We start from the raw sequence: 22,707 nt of genomic DNA, 5'->3' as shown, positions 1-22,707 counted from the left end.
TGCATTTAAAAGACAGTAATTTAATTATTGTTAAAGCATCTAGTTTAAATATAGCATAAAAAAAGAGCTCAAACAAACCGTTCAATCAGGGCTAAACTTGTTTGCAAACGAATAGCTACTAAAACTGTAAGAAAACCAAATAACAGAAGACTAAGAGTATCAGAAAATATAAGAAATGAAATTCAACACAAAAACAATTCACGGAGGTCAGAAACACGAAGAAGCAACAGGAGCAGTAATGCCACCTGTTTTTTTAACATCTACCTATGCACAATCTAGCCCAGGAGTTCATAAAGGGTATGAATATTCAAGAGGAGAAAACCCAACAAGAGCAGCATTAGAAAGCAGTTTTGCTGCCATAGAAAATGGTACTCATGGTTTTGCGTTTTCATCTGGTTTAGCTGCAATAGACTGCGTTTTAAGAACATTAAGTCCAGGAGATGAGGTAATTGCAGGAGACGATTTATATGGTGGTACTTACAGAATGTTTACAAGATTATTTAAAAAATACGGATTAGAATTCTCTTTCGTAGATATGAATAAAGTAAACAATGTAACAGATGCCATTACAGAAAAAACAAAATTAGTTTGGTTAGAAACACCAACAAATCCGTTAATGAAAATTGCTGATATCGAAGCAATTGCATCAGCAATAAAAGATGTAAATGAAACTATTTTAGTAGCTGTAGATAATACTTTTGCAACTCCTTATTTACAACAACCCTTAACTTTAGGCGCAGATATTGTTATGCATTCTGCAACAAAATATTTAGGTGGGCACTCAGATGTTGTTATGGGAGCTTTAATGGTAAAAGATGCAAAATTGGCAGAAGAATTGCATTTTATTCAGTTTGCAGCTGGTGCAATTGCAGGTCCAATGGATTCTTTTTTAGCTTTAAGAGGTGTAAAAACGTTACATATTAGAATGCAAAGACATTGCGAAAATGGTAGAGCAGTAGCCAAATTTTTACAAAATCATCCAAAAGTAGGAGAGGTGTATTATCCAGGTTTAGAAAATCACCCAAATTATGAAATTGCTAAAAAACAAATGAAAGATTTTGGTGGTATGGTTTCTTTTAGACTTAAAGACGAAAGTAAAGCAGCAGCCTTTAAGTTTTTAGAAAACACAAAAGTGTTTACTTTGGCAGAATCTTTAGGAGGTGTAGAAAGTTTGGTAAATCACCCAACTACAATGACACACGCATCAATTCCAGAACCAGAACGTTTAAAAATAGGAATTACAGATTCTTTAATTCGTTTAAGTGTGGGTATTGAAGATGAAGAAGATTTATTGTCAGATTTAGATCAAGCTCTAAATTTTTAAGAACAAAAAAAAGACCTAAACTAAAATTTAGGTCTTTTTTTTATGTAATTTTTTTTCATCAAAAAATAAGCAAGAGCTCCTAAAACTGGAATTAAAAAAATGATGAAAAACCATATTTTTTTGTTGTTATCGCTGCTGAATCTTGTTCTAGAAATATCTGATATGGCTTTAAACCATAGTATTAAGCTCAAAACAATGAGCAGCATAATTAAAAGCGTTTTCATATTTTTTAGTTTATTGTAAAATTCTCAACCAAGAAAAAATTGGCTCTTAAATCTGCATTATTAATTTCTTTGTGATAAATAATTTCTTCTGCTAATTGTTTATTAAGATAACTTCCAGTATCCCATTTGTTATTTTTGTTTGTATCTACAATGGCTCTAATGGTATATTTGCCAGGTTCTAATAAATCGAAAACTACTTTGGTAGAAGTTGCAATAAATTTGCGTTCTAAAACTTTTTCTTGTTTAGAGCCAGATAAAATTTCTATAATTAAATTTCTATTATTTACGTTATTTACGTTGATGGTTATTCTACCATAATCATCAATTGCTTTTGTAGAAAAATTATAGTTTAAGGTGTCGTTTTTTATGCCAAAAACATCGTTAAATGCATCAGGTAATGCTTTAAAATTGTATTTATCTTCTGGTTTTTTATCAAAAAGAAAAGCAATTTTATTTTCTTTTTTAGAAGCTAAGGTTTTGTAGTTTACAGCTATAGTATCTTTATCAAATAGAGAAATTTTAGTGGTATCAATTTTAACAATTGGGTTGTTACTGTTAATAAAAAACGTATCTCTAAAATGCAAAGTGTTTCTAACAGTTGTGGTAATTTTAAGAGAATCTAATTTGTTTTTACGCAGTTTTACGGTTAAAGTATCCAAAACATCATCATTAGAAACTATAAAATTTAAAGAGTCTGCTTCTATTGGTGTAAACCAGTAATTTAGAGTGTCTTTATCAATCATAAATTTCGAAACACTTTTAAATGTATCTGGCACTTTAGATAGCAGATTTACTTTCATGTTTTTTGCATCACCAACAAAACCGAATTCAATTTTTCCTTTGGTAACTTCTTTACCTCTTTTAAACTCGTAAGGTAAATTTTCTTGAAACAAAATAATAGGTTTGCTTACAATGCTGTCTCTTGGTAGTAAAAGTGTGTCTGCAGAAAAACCTATTTTATCTGTAATAGGATTAAAAATATAATCGTTAATTTCTTCTTTTAAAGCCACCATTAAATACTTGCCTTTTCTTAAATTTGTGAATTTAAAATTTGTAGTATCTAATGTGCTTGTAATGTAATTGGGTTTCTTATTGTAAACAATAGAATCGTTAAAAGTACTGTCTATTCTGTATAATAAAACGTTTACACTTTTAGGTGCTTCTTTTAGTTTGGCATCTTTTATAAAACCAGATGTGGTTAAAGAATCGATATAATCTCCTGTAGAAAAAACATATTTAAAGTTTTCTAGCTTGTTCCCTTCATTGTTGTCTTGTATTGCATTACCAAAATTAAAAATGTAGGTAGTGTTTTGTTTTAAAGTGTCTAAAATTTCGATCTTTATTTCTCTGCTTGCAGTTCCTTGAGGAGAAATTAAAGGTGGATTTTTCATAGGTGGAGAAACCACCAATTGATCGTTTAAATTTTTAAGAACCACAAACTCATCAAACTCAATTTTTACTACTTTTTTATCGAATTTTATACTTTCGTAAGGCGGATTTGCAGTTACAAATAAAGGTGCATTTTCATCTTTTGGGCCACCTTCTGGTCTTCCAGTTCTAGCACAACTTATTGCAAAAAGAAGAATTGAAATTAATAAAAGAAATTTATAAAACGTTTTCACTCAACTAAATTTTACACAAATTAACGATTAATTTTTGAATATAAAATCATAAATTTTATTCTGTGTAAGCCATGGTTAAAATGCTTATTTTACAATTGTTAGATTTTAGAAATTCTGTAGCACATGCTTTTAATGTTGCGCCTGTTGTAATTACATCATCGATTAACAAAATATGTTTGTTGTTAAATTTTGATGCATTTTTTAACTGAAATTTAGTGTCAATATTTTTAAAACGCTCAAAACGAGATTTAAACGTCTGTGTTTTGGTCGATGAAATCCGAATAAGTTCATTTTCTACAAACGGAATTTCTAAATAAAAACTAAGTTTTTCTCCGAATTTAGTAACTTGATTATAACCTCTTTCTCTTAATTTTTTAGGATGTAAAGGCACTGGTATAATGCAATCTACAGTATTAAATTCTTGGTTTTCTTTCAGCATTTCGCCCAACCAATTACCAAAGAAAATACCAATATTCTCATTACCTTTATATTTTAAATCGTGAATTAAATTTAAGGTACTCCCTTCTTTTCTATAAAATAATAAAGCATAACCTTTATGTATGTTTATACTGCCATAAAATGTTTGGGTAATTTTGTTGTTTGTAAAGCTGTTAAAATTAGTAAGAGGTAAATCGTGTCTGCAAAGTGTACACACAACATTTTCATTTTCTATTAAGTTTTCATCGCAAACCACGCATAATTTAGGATAAAAAATATAGAATAAGTCTTTTAAAAGTCTCATCTTTACAAACCAATTTTTAGAAATATACTCAATAAATTAGAGATAACAATTGTCTACTAAAATAAATTTTTTTCAAGAAGCCTTAAGAAATATGCAAACTTTGGGTACAATTACACCAAGTTCTCGCTTTTTATCTAAAAAGATGCTAAAGAAAATAGATTTTGCAAAAGCCAATGTTATTGTAGAATTAGGTGCTGGTAATGGCGCAATTACAAAACACATTTTAGAAAGACTATCGCCAAATGCAGTTTTAATTTGTTTTGAAATTAACGATAATTTTTATGAACAATTGTTAAAATTTAATCATCCACAATTAATTGTTTTAAAGGCTTCTGCAGCAAAAGTAGTAGAAGAACTAAAAAAAATAAATCTTTCTTCTGCAGATTATATTATTTCTAGTTTGCCATTTACAATTATACCAGAGGTTATTTGCAATGAAATATTAGACAAATCTTACCAAGTTTTAAATACAGATGGAACTTTTATACAATATCAATACAGTTTGTCTTATTTTAAAAAGCTAAAGAAGGTGTTTAAAGAAGAAATTTTGCTAGAATTCGAGCCCTTAAATATTCCGCCAGCATTTATTTATCGATGTAAAAAAGTCGAGTAATTTTTTTGTTGAAAAATTTCTGTAAACATGTATCTTTGCCCTCATTATGGCAAAACAAGAAGATCAATTTAAAAAAGTTTTATCGCACGCAAAAGAGTATGGTTATGTATTTCAGTCTTCTGAAATTTATGATGGATTAAGTGCGGTTTACGATTATGCTCAAAATGGAGTTGAGCTAAAGAAAAATATTAGAGATTATTGGTGGAAAGCAATGGTGCAAATGCACGAAAACATTGTGGGTATAGATGCTGCAATATTAATGCATCCAACAACTTGGAAAGCTTCTGGGCACGTAGATGCTTTTAACGATCCTTTAATCGATAATAAAGATTCTAAGAAACGTTATAGAGCAGATGTTTTAGTAGAAGAATTTAGAGAAAAAATAAATCTAAAAATTCAAAAGGATATTGCTAAAGCTCAAAAACGTTTTGGTGATGCTTTTAATGAGGATGAGTTTAGAGCTACAAACCAAAATGTAATTCGTCGTCAAAAACAAATTGATGAAATTTCTGCAGAATTAACGCGCGTTCAAGAAGAAAGCGATTTAGAAGGATTTAGAAATTTAATTTTAGATTTAGGCATTGTTTGTCCTGTTTCTGGCTCAAAAAACTGGACAGAAGTTAAGCAATTTAACCTAATGTTTGGAACTAAAATTGGTGCTTCAGCAGAAAATTCTACACAAGTATATTTACGTCCAGAAACTGCACAAGGTATTTTTGTAAACTTTTTAAACGTGCAAAAAACTGGGCGAATGAAAATTCCTTTCGGAATTGCGCAAACTGGTAAAGCTTTTAGAAATGAGATTGTTGCAAGGCAATTTATTTTTAGAATGCGTGAGTTTGAACAAATGGAAATGCAATTTTTTGTAAAACCAGGTACGCAAAAAGAATGGTACGAAAACTGGAAAGAAACCCGTTTAAAATGGCATTTAAGTTTAGGAATGGGAGCAGAAAACTATCGTTTTCACGACCATGATAAATTAGCGCATTATGCAGATGCTGCAGCAGATATTGAGTTTAATTTTCCTTTCGGATTTAAAGAATTAGAAGGGATACACTCTAGAACTGATTTCGATTTAAAAGCCCATGAAGCATATTCTGGTAAAAAATTACAATATTTCGATCATACAGAAAACAAAAGTTATGTGCCTTATGTAGTAGAAACTTCTATTGGTTTAGATAGAATGTTTTTAGCTGTTTTTTCTAATTCTTTGCAAGAAGAAGCTTTAGAAAACGGAACTACAAGAACGGTTTTAAAATTACCAGCAGTTTTAGCACCATTTAAAGCAGCAGTTTTACCATTGGTTAAAAAGGATGGTTTGCCAGAAGTTGCTAAAAAAATTATGGAAGATTTAAAATGGGATTTTAATGTTTTTTATGATGAAAAAGATGCAGTTGGTAAACGTTACAGAAGACAAGATGCAGCTGGTACACCCTTTTGTATTACTGTAGATCACGATTCTTTAGAAGACGATTCTGTTACTATTAGACATAGAGATTCTATGGAGCAAAAAAGAGTTAAAATCTCTGAATTAAGAGCTATTATAAAAGCTGAGGTTGATGTAAAGACTTGGTTGCAAAAGATGTAGGTTATTCTATATCTTTTTTAATAATTTGTTTCCATAACTGGTATCCTTTGCCATTTAAATGCAGTCCATCTAACGAATATGCATCATTTAACTCATTGTTTTTAGATAAAAATGATGAATAAAGGTCTATATAGTTTTTGTTGTATTTATTCGCAATTTTAATTAAGCCAATATTGATCTTTTTAATATCAGTATTACTTAAATTTTTTCGTTTTGCAGGTAAAACACTTTGAATGTAAATTTTGGATTCAGGTAAATTACTATGTGTTTTGTCGATTAAAATTGTATACTTTTCGAGTATTTGATTTACACTTTTGCCTTTTCCTAGATCATTAATGCCAATCATTATAAATAATTTTTTAGGCTTTTTCTTAATAACCTCATCAATTCTGTACAAAAGGCCATCAAGAGTGTCACCACTAATTCCGCGGTTTATAATGTTATTTTGACCAAAAAGCTCATTCCAATTGCAAAATTCAGTGATACTATCACCAAGAAAAATAATACTTTCTTCAACATATGGCATGCTGTTAAAAATGCTCATTTTAGTTTGGTAAAGATGAGAGTTTAAAGGCTCTTGTAATGGGGTAAATATTTTGTTTTTTAAATAGTTGAATCCATCTCTTTTGATAAAAATAAAGTATCCAAATGAAAGTAAAAAAATAACATTTAAAAGTAGTGAGTAAGGCAACAATTTTTTCATTTTTTTAAAACCTCCAACCAACATTAAATCCAATTCTTGGAACAATTACAGGCGATTCTGATCCAAATAAATTACGTCCTAAACCACCATACAAATCAATTACTAGACCTCCATTAGAGATGTATTTTGTACCCACTGCAACACCTAAAGCACCATCTGTATATTCTATGTCATAAATATCAGAATCTTCAATAGACTCTTTTTTACCAGAATTAATTCCGAAGAAACCTTCACCAAAAAAGTTCCAATTATATTCAGTTGTAAAATAATGACGATAATATGGAGTTATCATCATATTCTCATTGTATCTAAAATCTACTTCTTGTTTTTCTAAATTAAATTGTACAGAAATACCAAAAGAAGATTCTTCATTTATATAGTTTTCATAAGAAAAATCTAGAGTTTTTATGATTAGAGCATCAGCAATATCTAATTTAAATTCTCTTTGAGAAAAAGTAATTGAGCTAATGAAAAGTGTAAATAGTAAAATTGATTTTTTCATAAATTGTCTTTTAGCTTTTAACGATGTAATTACTAAACTTATTTTATAGACGAATGCTTTTAAAAACGGTATCCAACAGAAATTCCAACTCTACCAATGGCATCATCATAACTATTTTCAGAAAAATTACGTCCCACACCTAAAACTAATTCTGTGGTAAAACCTTTTTTAGAAACAAATTTTCCTCCAATAGAAATACCTAAACCAAAGCCAGTTTCAAAGTTATTAGAATTACTATAATAATCGTAGTGATCATAATAATCATAATAATAGTCTCTTGCAGAGTACAACATACCAAAACCTTCTACAAAAAAGCCTCTTGCAAAATTTCCCGAAAAATAACGTCTGTAAAAAGGTGTAAGCGAATAATTTAAATCACTTTCATCTCTATCTGTATTTATTGTAGCTGCAATTCCATAAGAAGACTCTTCATCAATTAAACGCTCGTAAGAAACATCTATCCATTTTGCAGCGACTAAAGTTAAAGCGTTAATTTTAATTTCTGTTTTTTTATTGATGTCTTGCGGATAATTTTCTTCTTTTTCTTGTGCAAAAGCAATTGTAGTTACAAAGACTAAAATAATAAAAGTAATTTTTTTCATGGTTAAGTTTTAGATTTAAGTAAACAAATTTATCAAAAACCTTACCAAGAATATTAAAAATTAGCTCTTAATTGTATACTGCCTGTATGAATGGTTTTCGAATTTTCACTTTTTCTACCCAAATAATTTAAATTTAGGTTTAAAAAAGCGTTTAGTTTTCGGTTAAACAACAAGCTCCAAGTATAATTTTTACCTGCTTGTAAACCCTCTAACATTTGGTAGGCAACAGGTGTGTTGGTATCTCCAGTAAAATCATTTAAAAATACATTTACATTGGCAGAAATTTGATTTTTCTTTTTGCTGATGTAAAAATATTCTATCCCAAATTTTTGTTGATTCAATTTTTCGAAATCTTCTAATTTGTTTTGTTTATTTTTAAAGTGATAAAATGCAGAAAACCGATTGTTTTGGTTGTATAAAAAACTAATTTTTGGCTGAATTTCATTAGCATTAATTTCGTAGTTTCTGTCTGTAAAATTTTCTGTTTCTAAACTATTTTTTGATGTTTTTGTCATTAAGTCTATCAACCAGAAATCTGCAAATTTATGGGCATAATCTAATTGATGTAAATTAATGTTATTTTCTTGATTACCAATAATGTATTGTTGTTTTAATTTCGAGTTTCCATAAGTAAAAGTTATACTGTTTTTCTGTAAATCTTTATTATAAAACAAACTATTTCTGATGTTTAAATTCAAACCAATTAATGAATTTTCATTAAAATCGAAAGGATTTAATTGAAACGAATTTTCAGTTCTTTCTTGTTCGTTTTCTACAGTTAAATATGTTTGATTATAAAAGTGAGAAATCAACTTTTTAAAACCAGTTTTAGTAGCCCAATTTCTTGGATTTATGTTTATAGATTGATTTAATTTGGCACGTTGAGTTGAAATAAAACTTAAATTTGGTTTTGGCAAACGCAAGTAATTGGCTTGGTCTTGAAATTGTGCAATTTCGAACTCATTAAAATCTTTAATTCCGTCGTTATTATAATCAATCCAAGTATAAAAACCCAAACCAGGTTCTGTCTGAACATAAATATAATCTTGTTGAGCTACATTACCTGAAGAAGTTTCATAAACTGTACTTAAATTGATAAAATTTTTGAACAATTTTTGACTAAAAACAACTCTAGAGTTTAGTGCTTTTTCATCATCAGAAAAGTTGTTTTCTGTAATTCTATAATTGGCATATACACTTAAATTGGTGTTTTTATTTTTGATGAGTTTACTATCTATATAAATTGTTTTTCTGTTATTAATTTCTGCAAACTGATTCGATTTTATACTGTCGTTGTTTCTAAAATTATAACCAATTTTTGCAAATATTTTTGTGGAATCTCCAACACCAAAATAACCTTCGTATTCCTTAAAACGATGACTTGTATTTATAAATTGATGGGTTGTTACGTCTTTTCTAGAATTGGTTTCGAAATTAATAAACGCACCCAACCAAGATTTTTTAAGTGAATGTTCTACTTTTGCTTGTGCTCTAAAAAATGAATTGTCTTCAACATTAGAAGTATTAGATAAAAAGCTTCCATCAACAAAAAAACTTGTTGTATTGGCTTTAATTTTCGATTTTAGTTGATGTTTAGTTCCTTTAAAACCATTGTTGTAAGTTAAATTGTAAAACTGATAACTAAGAAAATCTTCTTTTTTATTGGTTAAATTTAATGCCGATTGAAAATAGTTTTTAGTAGCATTATTGCTTAAAATATTCCAATCTCTATTAAATTCAACAGGCTCATAACCTTGTTCAGAATAAAAGTTTTTTTGTGCATATTCGTGGCTAATTTTACTGGTTAATTTCCAACTTTTATCGATTAAAATCTGCTCCCAATTAATTTTTGCAGCCACTGCAATATTGTTTTCATCATCTATTGCAGAATACAAATTGGCATCTCTGTTACTAATGGCAATTTCGGTATCTAAACTGGTTTTTTTATCGGTGTTTAATTCAGATTTTACAATAAATAATTGCGATTTTGTTGGGGCAACAAGTCTAGTAATTGGGCTATAATCACCCAGATTTGTGCCTACAAAACTAAAAATACTTCCTGTTGCAATAGTATCATCTAAAACATAATCTCCATTATTAGTTCCAACATTTGTAAAAGTTACCGTGTATAATTCGTCGTTTTCATTGGTAGAATATTCAAAATATTCTTGTGTTCCGTCTGTTACTTTTTTGTAGAGAATTTTATTTTCATCAAACACATCAATAAAAGCACTTTCAGAAAACATAGCCTCTTCGTTATTACCAGCATTGACTAAAATCTCTTTTTGTTCTGTAGATAAACTTTGTTGTAAAGGTTGATTTTTAGCATCATTTTCAGAATAAAAATAACCAGCAATACTAAATTTTTCTCCTTTATATTCGGCTTTATCATAGGTAATAAAACGTGTGTAATTTCTTTCTGCGTACTGAAAATCTATCCAAATACGCATATCATTTGTAATAGGATAAGTGGTGTTAAAGGTAATTTCACCCAAATTATAATTTATGGTATAATCTTCGTTTTCGCCTCTTTTTATTAAAGAACCATTTACATACACCTGTTCTGAGCCTTCTATCATTAAAATTACAGACTCATTATTTGCACCGTAAATTTTATATGGTCCTTGGTTGCCTTCTACACCTGTAAAATTAAAAGTGTTGAATTTACCTCTAACCACAGCACCAGATGCAGCCACTTTTAAATTGTTATTTACATTGGCTTCTACTTCTAAACCAGAAACTTGTTTTGTAAACGGAAAGAAGAACGTTTCTGTATTTTTAAGTGATAAATCTCCAGCTCTAACTCGCCAATTATCAGTAAACATTTCTATAAAAATACGATCAAAATCGGTTAAGTTTTGAGATACTCCATTGTTCTGAACAGGAATATTAGTATCAAAAATATTGGCTCTTAAAGTTACTTCTTTAGAAAGTTTACCAGATATTTCTAAATCTAATGCAGAATTGGTAACTGCATTTTGATTGTTACCAGAAGTGATGCCTCGTGTAATAAATCCTCTGGTTTGTAAACCATCAAAAAGTTTGATGTCTGTCTTTTTTTTGTTGGTTGTTAAACTGTATAATTGGCCTTGGTTTGTATTGCTTTGTAAAATTAGTTTTTCATCAAAAGGAGTATAGATTTTGGTGATAAAATCGGGCAATCTAAAATATTCAACTGTAATTTTTTTGTATTTTTTTGAGTTGATAATTAAGATGGCTTTGCTAAAGTTGATGTTGTAATTCTTTGAAGGAATTATTTGTTGTTTATCATCAAAAATTTTAAATTCTTGTGGATTTAAAGCCACAGAATCTAATTGAATAGTGTCTTGTTTTACCTCAATAATTTTCTTTCTATAATCTGTAGATTTAGTTTGACTCTGAATTGATAATCCAAAGAAAAGGATAACATAAAAGAATATTTTTTTAAACATAGAAACTATAAGAAGCTAACGTAAAAATATGTTTTTATGTTTTAGTTTTTTAAAAATTAAGAAAATCTATTTTTCTAAGATTCTAGTAGGTTCCATATTTGTGTTAAAAACTCTCATTATATAAATTGTATCTAATTTAATATAATAAACCATTTTAAAACTCCATTTGGTAATAAAACGAACATTTTCGTTATTATAAAAAGGTTCAATAGGGTAAGAAAAAGGGAATTTAATGATTGAGTTTGGTAGTTCTAAAAGTGTATCTAATACCATTAAAGCGTTTTGAGGACTTTTTTTGGCAATATATTTTATGTTTTCTGATAAATCTGTATTGGCTTTACTGTCCCAAATTATTTGCATCAACAATATTTTTTCTAACTTCTTGAGTAGTAAATAAAGTTGCTTTATTAGTGTTTATGGCATCAATACTTAAATCCATTTCCTTAACATAGTCATTTTCAGAAATAGGTTCTCCATCAGCAGAATAACCAACACTATTTTCTTTTTCAAGTAAAGCTTTTACTTTCTTTAAAAGTTTAGTGTCTGATATTGCTAAAATTTTCTGAGCTAATGATATTTTTAAAGTTTCTGTACTCATAATTATTTCAAAGATAATCAAAGAAAATGTATTTATTAAATCCTTTTTCTTTTTTAAAGAGATGATAAAGTTACTGGTAAATCTCAGTTAAAAAAGAGATTGTTGTTTTACAGGATTTTCGTGCGCTAACAACCATTTTTTACGCCAAATTCCGCCTGCATAACCTGTTAAAGAACCATCAGAACCAATTACTCTATGGCAAGGAATTACAATCCAAAGTGGGTTTTTTCCATTTGCTGAAGCTACTGCTCTTATGGCTTTTACATCGCCTAAAAACTTACTTTGTTGTAAATACGATCTCGTTTTTCCATAAGGAATATCTAACAAAGCTTTCCAAACTTTTTTTTGAAAAGAAGTTCCTTTAGGATTTACAGTTAAATTAAAACTGGCTCTTTTTCCTTTAAAATATTCTTCTAATTGCGTAACACATTCTTGTAAAACTTCAGGAGTTGTTGTCTTTAGTAGTTCGTCAGAAATTGAATCATCATCTAAAATTGTAATAGATTGAATTCCGTTTTTATCGCCAATAATTTCAGCAATACCAATTGGTGTTTTGTAATATGTGGTTTGTGAATTCAATTATAAATTATATTTTTCTCTTAATTCTTTAGCTTCTTTATCTGATGCATAATTCATCATTAATAAACCTTCAACCGTTTTTATTTTTCTGTTTTTAATCTGATTGGCAATATAATTTCTGGCATCGTCCGTTTTCTTAAAAGAATCACTAAAAATTGCGATTAATTGTTTCGTATTTGCTTTTGCAAATTTATTTTTTACAATTTGAGCGGCTATAAAATCAACAATTAAATGAGTTTCTCTTAAACTACAAATTTGAATTTGTTTTTCTATTTTTTTGTTAATTGTAGCAAGCTTTACAAAATTTTCTATTCCTTTACTATACATTGGTTCTGTCTTAGAATATGTGTTTTTTGTCCTGCCCTCATAATCATCAACAGATAATTGAATGGAAATAATATCCGAAAAATTTATTTTTTCTTTGTCAATAATAAATTCGTCTTCAGTTATTTTTAGATTTCCAGTATAAGTTATCAGAATATCTTCTTTAGAAAAAAGCGTAAAAAACTGAGAAATTGCGTAAACAATAAAAGAAACAACGGCCAATGGAAAAAAGATAGTTTCTAAAAAGTTAAAACCTAAATATTTTTTATTGATTAAAATAATTAAAAACGAAATCATTGAAATAGCTATACCTAAATAAGTATAAGTTTTAGGATGCTCAAAATTGAAGAATTTTTCTTTTGTTGTAATTGTGTCAAATACCATCAAATTCCAAAAACGTCTTTAGAATTTTGCGTGGTAATTTCTGCAATTTCGTTGTAGGAAAATCCGTAAATATCTACCAATTTATCAACAACATTTGTTAAGTATGCACTTTCATTTCTTTTGCCTCTATAAGGAGTTGGTGCTAAATAAGGAGCGTCTGTTTCTAGTACAATGTGTTTGATGTCAATTTGGTTTAAAAAGGTATCAATTTTACCATTTTTAAAAGTGGCAACACCACCAATTCCTAATTTCATGTTGTAAGAAATGGCTTGTTTAGCTTGTTCTAATGTACCTGTAAAACAATGAAAAATCCCTCTTAAATCATCACTTTTTTCTGATTCTAGTACTTCAAAAACTTCATCAAAAGCATTTCTACAATGTATGTTTATGGGTATTTTCTTTTCTTTTGCCCACTGAATTTGTGTTTTAAAAGCTTCTTGTTGTTGGGTTAAAAAAGTTTTGTCCCAATACAAATCTATACCAATTTCACCAATAGCATAAAATTGTTTTTTATCGATCCATTTTTTTACAAGTGCCAACTCTTCTTTGTAATTTTCCTTAACAGAAGTTGGATGTAAACCCATCATTAAAAACACATTATCAGGATTTTCTTTTTCTAAAGTAAACATTTTTTCTGTGTAAGTAGAATCAATTGCAGGAATAAAAAAGCGAGTAACACCAGCATCTTTTGCACGCTGAATCATTGCTTTTCTATCGTCATTAAATTGTTCTGAATATAAATGAGTATGTGTATCTGTAATCATTAGTTAAGATTGATTTTCATCAACAAAATTAAGAATATTCATGCGTATAAAATCAAAACATGGCATCTTTATAATCTGTATCTTTGCAGAAAATATACAAAATGACTTTCCAAGATTTAGACTTATCAAATCAGTTACAATATGCTATTGACGATTTAGGTTTTCAAAACCCAACTCCAATTCAAGAGCAAGCATTTTCTGTGGTTAGATCTGGTAAAGATGTTGTAGGAATTGCGCAAACAGGTACAGGAAAAACCTTTGCGTATATGATGCCAATTTTACGCGATTTAAAATTTTCGAAACAATTGCATCCAAGAGTTTTGGTGTTAGTGCCAACGCGTGAATTGGTTTTGCAAGTTGTAGATGAAATTGAAAAATTATCAAAATACATTAATACAAGAGTGTTGGGTGTTTATGGTGGTGCAAATATCAACACACAAAAACAAGCCATTTTACAAGGTCAAGATATTATTGTGGCAACTCCTGGACGTTTGTACGATTTAGGTTTAAGTAATGCTTTAAAATTAAAATCGATTCAGAAATTGGTAATTGATGAGGTAGATGTAATGTTAGATTTAGGCTTTCGTTTTCAGTTGATGAATATTTTTGATATTCTACCAGAAAGAAGACAAAACGTGCTGTTTTCTGCAACTATGACAGAAGATGTAGATGCTTTAATTTACGATTTTTTTAAAAATCCGCAGAAAATATCTATTGCAGTTAGTGGAACTCCATTAGATAATATAGAGCAGGTTTCTTATAATATTCCCAATTTTTTTACTAAAGTAAATTTGTTAAATCATCTTTTAAGTGATAAACAAACATACAATAAGGTGTTAATATTTGTAGGTTTTAAAAGAACTGCAGATTATTTATTTAAACATTTAGAAGAAGTTTTTGGTAGCGAAACTTGTGTAATACATTCTAATAAAACCCAGAATTACAGAATACGTTCTATTCGTCAGTTTGATGAAGGTAATAACCGAATTTTAGTAGCTACAGATGTTATGGCTCGTGGTTTAGATTTTGATAATGTGAGTCACGTTATTAATTTTGATACGCCAGATTTTCCTGAAAACTATATGCATAGAATAGGTAGAACTGGTAGAGCAGAAAAAGCGGGTAAAACGATTCTTTTATCCACAGAAAAAGAGCAAAAAGCAAAAGAAGAAATAGAAACTTTAATGGATTATAAAATCCCGGTTTTAGAATTGCCAGAAGAAGTAGAAATTTCGAAATTGTTGACGGAAGATGAACGCCCAAGTGAAGATAGAGAACAATCTAAAAATAGAACAGGACAAGAATATGTGCCAGGACCAGCTTTTCATGAAAAGAGTGAAAAGAATAGCAAAGTGAATTTAGGAGGCTCTTATAGAAGAGAAATTGCTAAGAAATATAAGAAGCCCAAAACTAGAGGTGATAAAAATTATAATAGACGAAATAAGAAGAAATAGGTAAAATTGTATTTAAAATGTCATTTTGAGCGAAATGTAATGAAGTCGAAAAATCTCAATTATTTAGATTTCTCCACAAGGTCGAAATGACAGATTAATTGAAATTTAAAGAAACTAAAAAACAATGCAGATTTTAACGAAACAAGAATTGCATAATTTGGCAATGAATATAGTAGGAGAGAAGCTCACCAAAATGGGTTATGAGTTCCAAGCCATTAACAGTCAATTAAAAAGACATCCTCAGTTTGTATTGTTTAAAAAAGGAGAACCTACCATTTTTGTATTGGTAAAAGCGACTAACAATCTTCAAAATCCGAACGATTATGATAGTATTTGGATGGAAACTTTTATCAATCATGCAAAAAAACAAAATGCAAAAGTTTGGTTTGCAGGCGTAGGAATTGCGAATGCAGAAAGTATTGAAAGCCCTGTTTTTAAAGATCAACCTTATTATGTGGCTTTTGAAGATTTTTTAAAGGTTTTAGAGTAGGTTTTAGTTTAATTGAAATTAATCAATACTTTTAACCGTTCTTTTTTTTCGCATTCGTTTAGGTCCATACCAAAGCCAAAATCCTGTTATTGTAAAACTTATTAGAGCAAATCCCATTACAGAGGTATAAATTAGTTTTATTTGTCCATTTGTTGTTTCAAAATACCTGTCTAGTATAGAGCCATCATGAATGTTTTCGATAAAATCAGAACGTCTTTGCCCAATATGTAATAATTGGCCTGTTGCACCATCAAGTTGAATGCTCCAATAATGGTCTTCAAAAACAAATTTTACCATACCTTTATTTTTTCTGATATCAATTCGATCTATTTTTGATGAGAGTTTAGAAGATATTGAATCGTGTAGAATTTTACAAGCATTTTTGTGTAAACGATCTATTGGTAACCAGTCTTTAAGATTGGTTGATGTGCCTTGGTAAGATTTTGATAAAATAATGCCATTACTATGCTTTTTCCAACCTAATAAAAGTCCGGATACAGAAATAAAAAAGAAAAAAACGAATAATAAGGCACCTGTTTTTCTGTGAATTTTTCTAAAAATCCGTAATAATTTTGCTTGCTGTTGCCTTTTATTTTTAATGCTCATTGTTTTTCTTACGATTCTACCTCAGTAGTTATTCAGCAATAATATAATTTATAGGTATTATTTTATGCAAATTAAAAGTTAAAAGAGTTCAGGTTTTTAACATTTAACATTTAACCTTTAAAAACAAAAAAACCAACTTAAAAAAGTTGGTTTTTAATAAGGATGTTAAAGACTAAAATTACTCTGCATCTTGCTCTAATAATTCAAAAAACTGATTTAATTTAGGCATAATAATAATTTTTGTTCTTCTGTTTTTTGCTTTGTTTTCTTTAGTGTCGTTTTCTACTAAAGGGATATACTGACTTCTACCAGCTGCAATTAAACGTTGTGGCTGTACTCCGTATTTATATTGTAAAATACGAGTAATAGAAGTTGCACGTAATGCAGATAAATCCCAGTTATCTTGTATTATGTTTCTTTTAATTGGGGTAGAATCTGTGTGCCCTTCAATCATAACTTCCATTTCTGGTTGTCCTTTAATAACTTTGGCAATTTTCTCTAAAACTGTATATGCGTTATCAGTTACATTATAACTACCGCTTTTAAATAAAAGTTTATCAGATATAGAAATAAATACTACTGTTTTTTCTACATTTACAGTAATATCTTCATCTTGTATACCATCAGTTAAATTTTTAGTTAAGTGAAACTTAATAGCAAGATTTATAGAATCTTTTTGGGTCATTGCTCTTCTAATACCATTAATGTATTTGTCTTTTTCGCTTAATTGAGCAATTACTTTGTTTATACCATCAGAAGATGATTTAGATAAAACTGTTAAGTTTTCTACTTGTTTTAAGGCATTCTTCTTGTCTTCTTTTAACGAAGATACTTGTTCTGTAAGAGAAGAAACTTGCGTGTTTTGTTTTTCTTGATCTATTAAACATTGTTGTAAAGTTGTTTCTACTTTTAACAATTCGTCTTTTGTTTTAGCATGTGTAGATTCTAATTGCGCATATTGCTTTTTAGAAACACAAGAACTTACTAAGATTACAGTCAATATTAATAATGCTGTTATTTTTTTCATCATTTAAAAAATTAAATTCGACTACAAATTTAACAAAATCGACATAGAATAAGTAGTATAAATACGATTTTGTGAAAATTTTATATACTATTTTTGCAAAAAACGATTCACAAATTTATGAAATCAATACAGGGTGTATTCTTTTTTTTAAGCTTATTACTGTTATCAGCTTGTAAAACAGAGATTAAAAACCAAGACTATGTTTTAAAAGGAGGTGTTTTTGGAACCACCTATAAGATTACGTATTTAAATGCATCAGAAAATTATCAAAAATCTCTAGATAGTTTGTTTTTGGTGATTAATAATTCTGTATCAACTTATATTTCTACTTCAGATATATCCAAAATAAATGCAGGAGAAAAGGATGTTATTATTGATGATATTTTTGCAGAAGTTTTTAAAAAATCGAAAAGAATTTATAAAGAAACCGATGGTTTTTTCGATCCAACAGTGGGTAATTTGGTAAATGCTTATGGTTTTGGTCCTAAAAAAGAAAAGATAAACCTAACGCATCAACAAATAGATAGTAGTATGCAATTTGTTGGTTTAGATAAGGTTAGTTTGATAAATGATAAGATTGTTAAAGCACATCCAAAGGTATATTTAGATTTTAATTCTATTGCTAAAGGTTTTGGAATAGATATTGTATCTCGTTTTTTTGATACAAAACAGATAGAAAATTACTTGATAGAAATTGGAGGAGAAATACGAGCAAAAGGCTTAAAAAAGAATGGAAACCCTTGGGTTATTCAATTGGTGAATCCTGTTAAGGCTTTTGATAACGATGGCTTTAAAGTGATAGATTTGTCTAATAAATCTATGGCAACTTCTGGTAACTATAGAAAGTTTAGAATTGCAGATGATGGAAAAAAATACGTACATACTATTAACCCAAAAACCGGTTTGGCTACAGAAAGTAATTTGTTAAGTGCTTCTGTAATTGCACCTTTAGATTGTGCAGATGTAGATGCTTATGCAACTGCTTTTATGGCTATGGGTTTAGAAAAAACCAAACAATTTTTAGAAACCAAACCTGAAATTAAAGTCATCTTAATTTACGCATCAGAAGATGGTTCTTTAGTAGAATTTTCTACATACTAAATTATATTACAAGTCGTTAATTACTTAAATCGTTAACTTTTTATGAGTTCAAAAAAAATAAACTTTAAACAATTATTATCAATAGTAGTTATTTGTGTTTGCTGTGGTTTGCAGACGAATGGGCAATCAAACAAAAAAATAGCTTATTCATATATTAAAAAGGCAAATGCAGCCATAGAAGAAAGTATAGATTATGCAGAAGCACTCATCAACTTTAATAAAGCTATGGAATATATGGATGTTATTACAGATAAAAATGTAGCAAGTTTAGGGGCAAGATCGTATTATGAAATTCATCACAAACAGAGAACTATAGAAAGACAAATTAAATTTTTAGAAATTTCTAATAAATACTCTAAACAATATTTTGCCTTGGCTAAAAATAAAAATTCTAATGATTATTTAGATAATTTAGAGTTGTTTGCGCATGCTAAAAGCGATTTAAGGAAATTAAAATTTGCACTTAGAAAAAAAAGAATGGGTAAGTTTTAATTCTTGATTATCAGCTTTTTTTATTAAATTGCAGCTATTGCAAAAAAAAATAGAAAAAGTACTTACCTAACTATGAAAAAAATTGTTGTTGTTATATGTTTATTGGCATTTGGTGTAAATGAAGCTCAAACGAATAAAGATATTGCAAATGTGTATATTAGAAAAGCAAATGAAGTTTTAACAGAAAGTATTGATTTTGAGACAGCCCTTACTATGTTTCAAAAAGCAATGAAGTATACAGATACTATTCTAGATAAAAAAATAGCTTCTTTAGGGGCGTCTGTATATTTTGAAACCTATCATCAGCAAACAGATTTAAAAAATCAACTAGCATTTTTAGAAAAAGCGAAATACTATTCTAAACAGTATTTTCTTTTAAATGATGGTAAAAATAAAAAATCGGAAGAATTTATAAATAATTCAGATAATTATGTATTTATTCTAGAAAATATAGAAAGCATAAATGATAAATTAGATAAAATAGAAGCAGATCGTATAAAAAAAGAGAAAGAATTACGCAGAATAGATTCTTTAAAAACGGTTTGGATAAAAAAATCTAATGCCTTGTCTTTTAAAGCAGACAGCATCTATAAATTTAATAAAAACAATGTGGCTTTATATACAAATGCTGGTTACTTTGGATTAATAAATGATAGAGGTGAAGTACTTATAAAAGCCAACCAATATAAAGATGCTATTACTTTTGATGGTTTTATAATATTTAAAAATAAAGCTGTTAATCCTACAAAATTATTTAGTTACAATACCAATAATAATGTAAGTTTTCAAATACCTAGTATCTCTGATTTTAATATACTTTCTACACATTATGGTAAAGTAATGTTACCTAGAGGCAATGGTAGATTAGTTACCTATCCAAACAATTCGCACAGCGCTTTTGTATACGATCTTAACGTTAAAAAAATGATTAAAATAGCGAATATTGAAAATCTTTTTAAAAGATTAGAAAAGATTGAAGCTATTAGAAAATACAACAAAGACGATCAAGTTAAAATTGATAAAGATTGGTATAATTTTGGAGGTCATTTAGGAGGAGGAATTCATCCTTTATATGGAGTAGAAGATTATAATTTAAAGGGATTTTTATGTTCTCTAGATGCAAGCTTTTTAAGTGCTACTTCAAATTATCAATATATAGGAGGTTTCTACAATAACAAATACCAAGCAATTCGAGGCACTCAAGTTGTATGGATAAATCAAAATGGAACAAAAGTAAGTGCTGCCGAAGATGAAGGTGGTGTATATACTGGAAATTCTGTGCTAAGCAAATTAGAAAATGGTAATTATCAAATTAAAAAAGATGGTGTTATTATTCTAGGAACTGAAAGCTTAGAAAAAATAGGTGATTTTTTGAGAAATTTTACTAAAAAATAATTAGTCTAATTTATAACAAACAGGTAAAATTTCGCCTTTCATTAAACAGTATTGCTTTACTTTTTCTGTTGATATTTTTTGGGTATAATCTATTTCATCAACCTTAAAACCTACAGAACGTAGTCTGTTAAAATAATCTTTTCCGTAAACTCTTACATGGTCATATTGACCAAAAATTTTAGCACGTTCTTTTTTATCTGTAATAGAATCATCTTCAAAAGTTGTTTCTCTTGATAAGTCTTGTGGAATTTGAAAAATACCAAATCCGCCTTTTTTTAAGACTCTATACAATTCTTGCATTGCTTTTTTATCGTCTGTAATATGTTCTAAAACATGATTGCAAAAAACAACATCAAACTCATTGTCTTTAAAAGGTAAATCGCAAATATCTGCCTTAACATCTGCAATCGGACTTTCTAAATCTGAAGTAATGTATTCTAAGTTTTTTTGTTTTCTAAAGATGTCTAAAAAACATTGCTCAGGAGCAATATGTAACGTTTTTAATTTTTTGGTTGATGTAAAAAAGTTGGTTTCATCCTTTAAAAACAACCACATTAAACGATGCCTTTCTAATGATAAAGTTGATGGAGAAAGTGCATTTTCGCGCTGTTTACCATAACCATAGGGCAAAAAATTACGAAACGATTTGCCATCAATAGGATCTGTAAATTGATTTCCTTTTAAAGTTAATGCAATTATTGGACGCACTACATAACTCGCTTTTATGAGCCAGGGTCTTGGAATTGAATTTAATATGGATTTAAAGATTTTGTTTGACACGGATTTCACAGATTTACACTGATAATAGTGTTATAAAATTACTCTTTTATATCTTAAACTATCTTCACCAAAATTAATTAGTAAACCCAATTTAAGACTAGAAACGGCTAGGTAGTTTAATGTTTGTTTAATATGAGAAGAGGTTAAACATTGCACAGCTTTTATCTCTAAAATTATTTTATCATTAATAATAAAATCTGCTCTATATGCATGAGGCAGTATATTTCCTTTATAACTGATGTTGAATTTTTTCTCTTTTGAATATTTAATATTGTTATCAATCAACTCGATTTCTAGGGCATCACTATAAACGATCTCATTAAATCCTTTTCCTAATTGATTATGAACTTCCATACAAATACCTATAATTTTATAAGTTTCTTCTTTGTAAAGTAAATTGTTCATTTTCTTAAAATTAATTTATCCGTGAAAATCGGTGAAATTCGTGTCTAAATATTTTGTCGGAATTCGTCTTCTTCATCAGTAACAATACCTAAAGCTTCATTTATATATTTAAAAGTAGAAAGTAGTTCTGGTTTTCCGTTAACAATGGCAACATCATGCTCAAAATGTGCAGATGGTTTGTTGTCTAAAGTAGTAATTGTCCAGCCATCTGCATGTTGTTTTATTTTATGAGTGCCCATATTTGTCATTGGCTCTATGGCTACAACCATACCTTCTACAAACTTTTTTCCTCTACCTCTTCTACCATAATTTGGCATTTCTGGGTCTTCGTGCATTTTTCTACCCAAACCATGGCCTACTAATTCTCTAACCACTCCATAACCATGTTTTTCGGTAAAATTCTGAATAGCATAACCAACATCGCCAACTCTTTTACCAACTTTAAATTCTCTAATACCAACATATAAACTCTCTTTGGTAATTTCTAATAATTTTTTGGTTTCAGCATCAATTTCGCCAACAGCAAAAGTATATGCATGATCTCCATAGAAACCATTTTTTAAAGCACCACAATCTATAGAAATAATATCGCCTTCTTTTAAAGGTTCATTTGTTGGGAATCCATGAACAACTTGCGAATTCGGACTCATACAAAGTGTATTTGGAAAATCGTAAAGCCCTAAAAAACCAGGAATTGCTCCTTGTTCTCTTATAAAATCTTCTGCTAATTTGTCTAAATATAAAGTAGTTACTCCAGGTTTAACTTCTTTAGCTAACATACCTAAAGTTTTAGAAACGATTAATGCACTTTCGCGCATAATTTCTATTTCTTCTCTGGTTTTAATATGAATCATTCTCTAAAAATTGAAATGCAAAGTTACTATATTTATTAGTAATTATTTGCTGATTTCTGTAAAGCTAATCCACAAGTATGCATATGAAAAAAAGACACGAATT

General features: G+C 28.8%; 25 protein-coding genes. 8 read left to right on the top strand and 17 right to left on the bottom strand.

Features of this window, described 5'->3' with window-relative positions; translation table 11 throughout:
• Positions 1–175 precede the first annotated feature (175 nt).
• Entirely contained in the window at positions 176–1,324 is a 1,149-nt protein-coding gene (locus ACWYN7_RS04975) for a cystathionine gamma-synthase (RefSeq protein ID WP_462858745.1), read from the top strand.
• Positions 1,325–1,344: 20 nt separating this feature from the next.
• Here the strand turns inward: ACWYN7_RS04975 and ACWYN7_RS04970 are convergent, their stop codons facing one another.
• Genes ACWYN7_RS04970 through ACWYN7_RS04960 form a run of 3 tightly spaced genes read right to left on the bottom strand, consistent with a single transcriptional unit; the run spans position 1,345 to position 3,912 of the window.
• Positions 1,345–1,530, bottom strand: a complete 186-nt coding sequence (locus ACWYN7_RS04970) for a PLDc N-terminal domain-containing protein (protein WP_462858925.1) — start codon at positions 1,528–1,530, stop codon at positions 1,345–1,347.
• 23 nt (positions 1,531–1,553) lie between these two features.
• Positions 1,554–3,170, bottom strand: a complete 1,617-nt coding sequence (locus ACWYN7_RS04965; RefSeq protein ID WP_462858744.1) for an Ig-like domain-containing domain — start codon at positions 3,168–3,170, stop codon at positions 1,554–1,556.
• Between the two features lie 55 nt (positions 3,171–3,225).
• On the bottom strand, positions 3,226–3,912 hold the full coding sequence (locus ACWYN7_RS04960; RefSeq protein ID WP_462858743.1) for a ComF family protein: 687 nt from the start codon (positions 3,910–3,912) through the stop codon (positions 3,226–3,228).
• Between the two features lie 49 nt (positions 3,913–3,961).
• Here ACWYN7_RS04960 and ACWYN7_RS04955 point away from each other — a divergent pair, with 49 nt between their 5' ends.
• Both ACWYN7_RS04955 and ACWYN7_RS04950 read left to right on the top strand, forming a co-directional pair.
• A complete protein-coding gene (locus ACWYN7_RS04955) occupies positions 3,962–4,525 on the top strand; it encodes a class I SAM-dependent methyltransferase (RefSeq protein WP_462858742.1) in 564 nt (187 codons plus the stop codon).
• Between the two features lie 46 nt (positions 4,526–4,571).
• Positions 4,572–6,113 carry a glycine--tRNA ligase gene (locus ACWYN7_RS04950; protein WP_462858741.1) on the top strand — a complete coding sequence of 514 codons (1,542 nt, stop codon included), beginning with the start codon at positions 4,572–4,574 and terminating at the stop codon, positions 6,111–6,113.
• Between the two features lies 1 nt (position 6,114).
• On the opposite strand, the gene ACWYN7_RS04945 is transcribed toward ACWYN7_RS04950, so the two are convergent.
• The 9 genes from ACWYN7_RS04945 to ACWYN7_RS04905 form a co-directional block, all read right to left on the bottom strand.
• Positions 6,115–6,657 (bottom strand): GDSL-type esterase/lipase family protein, encoded by a 543-nt coding sequence (locus ACWYN7_RS04945; RefSeq protein ID WP_462858740.1) that lies wholly within the window; start codon positions 6,655–6,657, stop codon positions 6,115–6,117.
• A 163-nt stretch (positions 6,658–6,820) separates the two neighbouring features.
• The gene (locus tag ACWYN7_RS04940; protein WP_462858739.1) at positions 6,821–7,318 is read right to left on the bottom strand and encodes a DUF3575 domain-containing protein; all 498 of its coding nucleotides are present in this window, start codon (positions 7,316–7,318) and stop codon (positions 6,821–6,823) included.
• A 59-nt stretch (positions 7,319–7,377) separates the two neighbouring features.
• The gene (locus tag ACWYN7_RS04935; RefSeq protein ID WP_462858738.1) at positions 7,378–7,920 is read right to left on the bottom strand and encodes a DUF3575 domain-containing protein; all 543 of its coding nucleotides are present in this window, start codon (positions 7,918–7,920) and stop codon (positions 7,378–7,380) included.
• A gap of 53 nt (positions 7,921–7,973) precedes the next feature.
• Positions 7,974–11,351, bottom strand: coding sequence for an RNA polymerase beta'' subunit family protein (locus ACWYN7_RS04930; RefSeq protein WP_462858737.1), 3,378 nt, complete (start codon positions 11,349–11,351; stop codon positions 7,974–7,976).
• Positions 11,352–11,417: 66 nt separating this feature from the next.
• Entirely contained in the window at positions 11,418–11,711 is a 294-nt protein-coding gene (locus ACWYN7_RS04925; protein WP_462858736.1) for a type II toxin-antitoxin system RelE/ParE family toxin, read from the bottom strand.
• A complete protein-coding gene (locus ACWYN7_RS04920; protein WP_462858735.1) occupies positions 11,689–11,949 on the bottom strand; it encodes a hypothetical protein in 261 nt (86 codons plus the stop codon). The genes ACWYN7_RS04925 and ACWYN7_RS04920 overlap by 23 nt, the downstream gene beginning before the upstream one ends.
• An 87-nt stretch (positions 11,950–12,036) precedes the next feature.
• On the bottom strand, positions 12,037–12,528 hold the full coding sequence (locus ACWYN7_RS04915; protein ID WP_462858734.1) for a methylated-DNA--[protein]-cysteine S-methyltransferase: 492 nt from the start codon (positions 12,526–12,528) through the stop codon (positions 12,037–12,039).
• Positions 12,529–13,239, bottom strand: coding sequence for a hypothetical protein (locus tag ACWYN7_RS04910; RefSeq protein ID WP_462858733.1), 711 nt, complete (start codon positions 13,237–13,239; stop codon positions 12,529–12,531).
• Positions 13,236–14,000 (bottom strand): TatD family hydrolase, encoded by a 765-nt coding sequence (locus ACWYN7_RS04905; protein ID WP_462858732.1) that lies wholly within the window; start codon positions 13,998–14,000, stop codon positions 13,236–13,238. Before ACWYN7_RS04905 ends, ACWYN7_RS04910 begins: the two co-directional genes overlap by 4 nt.
• Positions 14,001–14,101: 101 nt before the next feature.
• Here ACWYN7_RS04905 and ACWYN7_RS04900 point away from each other — a divergent pair, with 101 nt between their 5' ends.
• Together ACWYN7_RS04900 and ACWYN7_RS04895 are read left to right on the top strand one after the other, a co-directional pair.
• Entirely contained in the window at positions 14,102–15,454 is a 1,353-nt protein-coding gene (locus ACWYN7_RS04900) for a DEAD/DEAH box helicase (protein WP_462858731.1), read from the top strand.
• Positions 15,455–15,578: 124 nt separating this feature from the next.
• Entirely contained in the window at positions 15,579–15,944 is a 366-nt protein-coding gene (locus ACWYN7_RS04895; protein ID WP_459484082.1) for a Na(+)-translocating NADH-quinone reductase subunit F, read from the top strand.
• An 18-nt stretch (positions 15,945–15,962) separates the two neighbouring features.
• Here ACWYN7_RS04895 and ACWYN7_RS04890 read toward each other — a convergent pair whose 3' ends face one another.
• On the bottom strand, positions 15,963–16,550 hold the full coding sequence (locus ACWYN7_RS04890; RefSeq protein WP_462858730.1) for a PepSY domain-containing protein: 588 nt from the start codon (positions 16,548–16,550) through the stop codon (positions 15,963–15,965).
• A 178-nt stretch (positions 16,551–16,728) separates the two neighbouring features.
• Positions 16,729–17,577 carry an OmpA/MotB family protein gene (locus ACWYN7_RS04885; RefSeq protein WP_462858729.1) on the bottom strand — a complete coding sequence of 283 codons (849 nt, stop codon included), beginning with the start codon at positions 17,575–17,577 and terminating at the stop codon, positions 16,729–16,731.
• A 117-nt stretch (positions 17,578–17,694) separates the two neighbouring features.
• Between ACWYN7_RS04885 and ACWYN7_RS04880 the strand changes: the two genes are divergently transcribed.
• The 3 genes from ACWYN7_RS04880 (at position 17,695) to ACWYN7_RS04870 (ending at position 20,565) form a co-directional block, all read left to right on the top strand.
• Positions 17,695–18,678: an FAD:protein FMN transferase gene (locus tag ACWYN7_RS04880; RefSeq protein WP_462858728.1), complete on the top strand. Its 984-nt coding sequence runs from the start codon at positions 17,695–17,697 to the stop codon at positions 18,676–18,678.
• A gap of 42 nt (positions 18,679–18,720) precedes the next feature.
• Positions 18,721–19,170: a hypothetical protein gene (locus tag ACWYN7_RS04875; protein ID WP_462858727.1), complete on the top strand. Its 450-nt coding sequence runs from the start codon at positions 18,721–18,723 to the stop codon at positions 19,168–19,170.
• A 72-nt stretch (positions 19,171–19,242) separates the two neighbouring features.
• On the top strand, positions 19,243–20,565 hold the full coding sequence (locus tag ACWYN7_RS04870) for a hypothetical protein (RefSeq protein WP_462858726.1): 1,323 nt from the start codon (positions 19,243–19,245) through the stop codon (positions 20,563–20,565).
• Here ACWYN7_RS04870 and ACWYN7_RS04865 read toward each other — a convergent pair whose 3' ends face one another.
• The 3 genes from ACWYN7_RS04865 to map are packed head-to-tail and all read right to left on the bottom strand — an operon-like array spanning position 20,566 to position 22,604.
• Entirely contained in the window at positions 20,566–21,345 is a 780-nt protein-coding gene (locus ACWYN7_RS04865) for a class I SAM-dependent methyltransferase (protein ID WP_462858725.1), read from the bottom strand. It abuts the gene before it with no gap.
• Positions 21,346–21,375: 30 nt separating this feature from the next.
• Positions 21,376–21,750 carry a GxxExxY protein gene (locus ACWYN7_RS04860; RefSeq protein WP_459484092.1) on the bottom strand — a complete coding sequence of 125 codons (375 nt, stop codon included), beginning with the start codon at positions 21,748–21,750 and terminating at the stop codon, positions 21,376–21,378.
• Between the two features lie 44 nt (positions 21,751–21,794).
• Positions 21,795–22,604 (bottom strand): type I methionyl aminopeptidase, encoded by an 810-nt coding sequence (gene map, locus ACWYN7_RS04855; protein WP_462858724.1) that lies wholly within the window; start codon positions 22,602–22,604, stop codon positions 21,795–21,797.
• Positions 22,605–22,707 lie beyond the last annotated feature (103 nt).

It is taken from the genome of Polaribacter sp. M10 (assembly GCF_054968445.1).
The sequence above is the reverse complement of the archived record's forward strand: the minus strand, read 5'-3'. Positions and strand labels throughout refer to the sequence as shown.

Bases quoted from the DNA above. Each gene is read 5' to 3' on its own strand.
- ACWYN7_RS04905 (WP_462858732.1), bottom strand. From the start codon at position 14,000: ATGATTACAGATACACATACTCATTTATATTCAGAACAATTTAATGAC.
- ACWYN7_RS04960 (WP_462858743.1), bottom strand. From the start codon at position 3,912: ATGAGACTTTTAAAAGACTTATTCTATATTTTTTATCCTAAATTATGC.
- ACWYN7_RS04885 (WP_462858729.1), bottom strand. From the start codon at position 17,577: ATGAAAAAAATAACAGCATTATTAATATTGACTGTAATCTTAGTAAGT.
- ACWYN7_RS04970 (WP_462858925.1), bottom strand. From the start codon at position 1,530: ATGCTGCTCATTGTTTTGAGCTTAATACTATGGTTTAAAGCCATATCA.
- ACWYN7_RS04880 (WP_462858728.1), top strand. From the start codon at position 17,695: ATGAAATCAATACAGGGTGTATTCTTTTTTTTAAGCTTATTACTGTTA.
- ACWYN7_RS04875 (WP_462858727.1), top strand. From the start codon at position 18,721: ATGAGTTCAAAAAAAATAAACTTTAAACAATTATTATCAATAGTAGTT.
- ACWYN7_RS04870 (WP_462858726.1), top strand. From the start codon at position 19,243: ATGAAAAAAATTGTTGTTGTTATATGTTTATTGGCATTTGGTGTAAAT.
- ACWYN7_RS04925 (WP_462858736.1), bottom strand. From the start codon at position 11,711: ATGCAAATAATTTGGGACAGTAAAGCCAATACAGATTTATCAGAAAAC.
- ACWYN7_RS04895 (WP_459484082.1), top strand. From the start codon at position 15,579: ATGCAGATTTTAACGAAACAAGAATTGCATAATTTGGCAATGAATATA.
- ACWYN7_RS04975 (WP_462858745.1), top strand. From the start codon at position 176: ATGAAATTCAACACAAAAACAATTCACGGAGGTCAGAAACACGAAGAA.
- map (WP_462858724.1), bottom strand. From the start codon at position 22,604: ATGATTCATATTAAAACCAGAGAAGAAATAGAAATTATGCGCGAAAGT.
- ACWYN7_RS04920 (WP_462858735.1), bottom strand. From the start codon at position 11,949: ATGAGTACAGAAACTTTAAAAATATCATTAGCTCAGAAAATTTTAGCA.
- ACWYN7_RS04950 (WP_462858741.1), top strand. From the start codon at position 4,572: ATGGCAAAACAAGAAGATCAATTTAAAAAAGTTTTATCGCACGCAAAA.
- ACWYN7_RS04860 (WP_459484092.1), bottom strand. From the start codon at position 21,750: ATGAACAATTTACTTTACAAAGAAGAAACTTATAAAATTATAGGTATT.
- ACWYN7_RS04890 (WP_462858730.1), bottom strand. From the start codon at position 16,550: ATGAGCATTAAAAATAAAAGGCAACAGCAAGCAAAATTATTACGGATT.
- ACWYN7_RS04945 (WP_462858740.1), bottom strand. From the start codon at position 6,657: ATGAGCATTTTTAACAGCATGCCATATGTTGAAGAAAGTATTATTTTT.
- ACWYN7_RS04930 (WP_462858737.1), bottom strand. From the start codon at position 11,351: ATGTTTAAAAAAATATTCTTTTATGTTATCCTTTTCTTTGGATTATCA.
- ACWYN7_RS04935 (WP_462858738.1), bottom strand. From the start codon at position 7,920: ATGAAAAAAATTACTTTTATTATTTTAGTCTTTGTAACTACAATTGCT.
- ACWYN7_RS04940 (WP_462858739.1), bottom strand. From the start codon at position 7,318: ATGAAAAAATCAATTTTACTATTTACACTTTTCATTAGCTCAATTACT.
- ACWYN7_RS04900 (WP_462858731.1), top strand. From the start codon at position 14,102: ATGACTTTCCAAGATTTAGACTTATCAAATCAGTTACAATATGCTATT.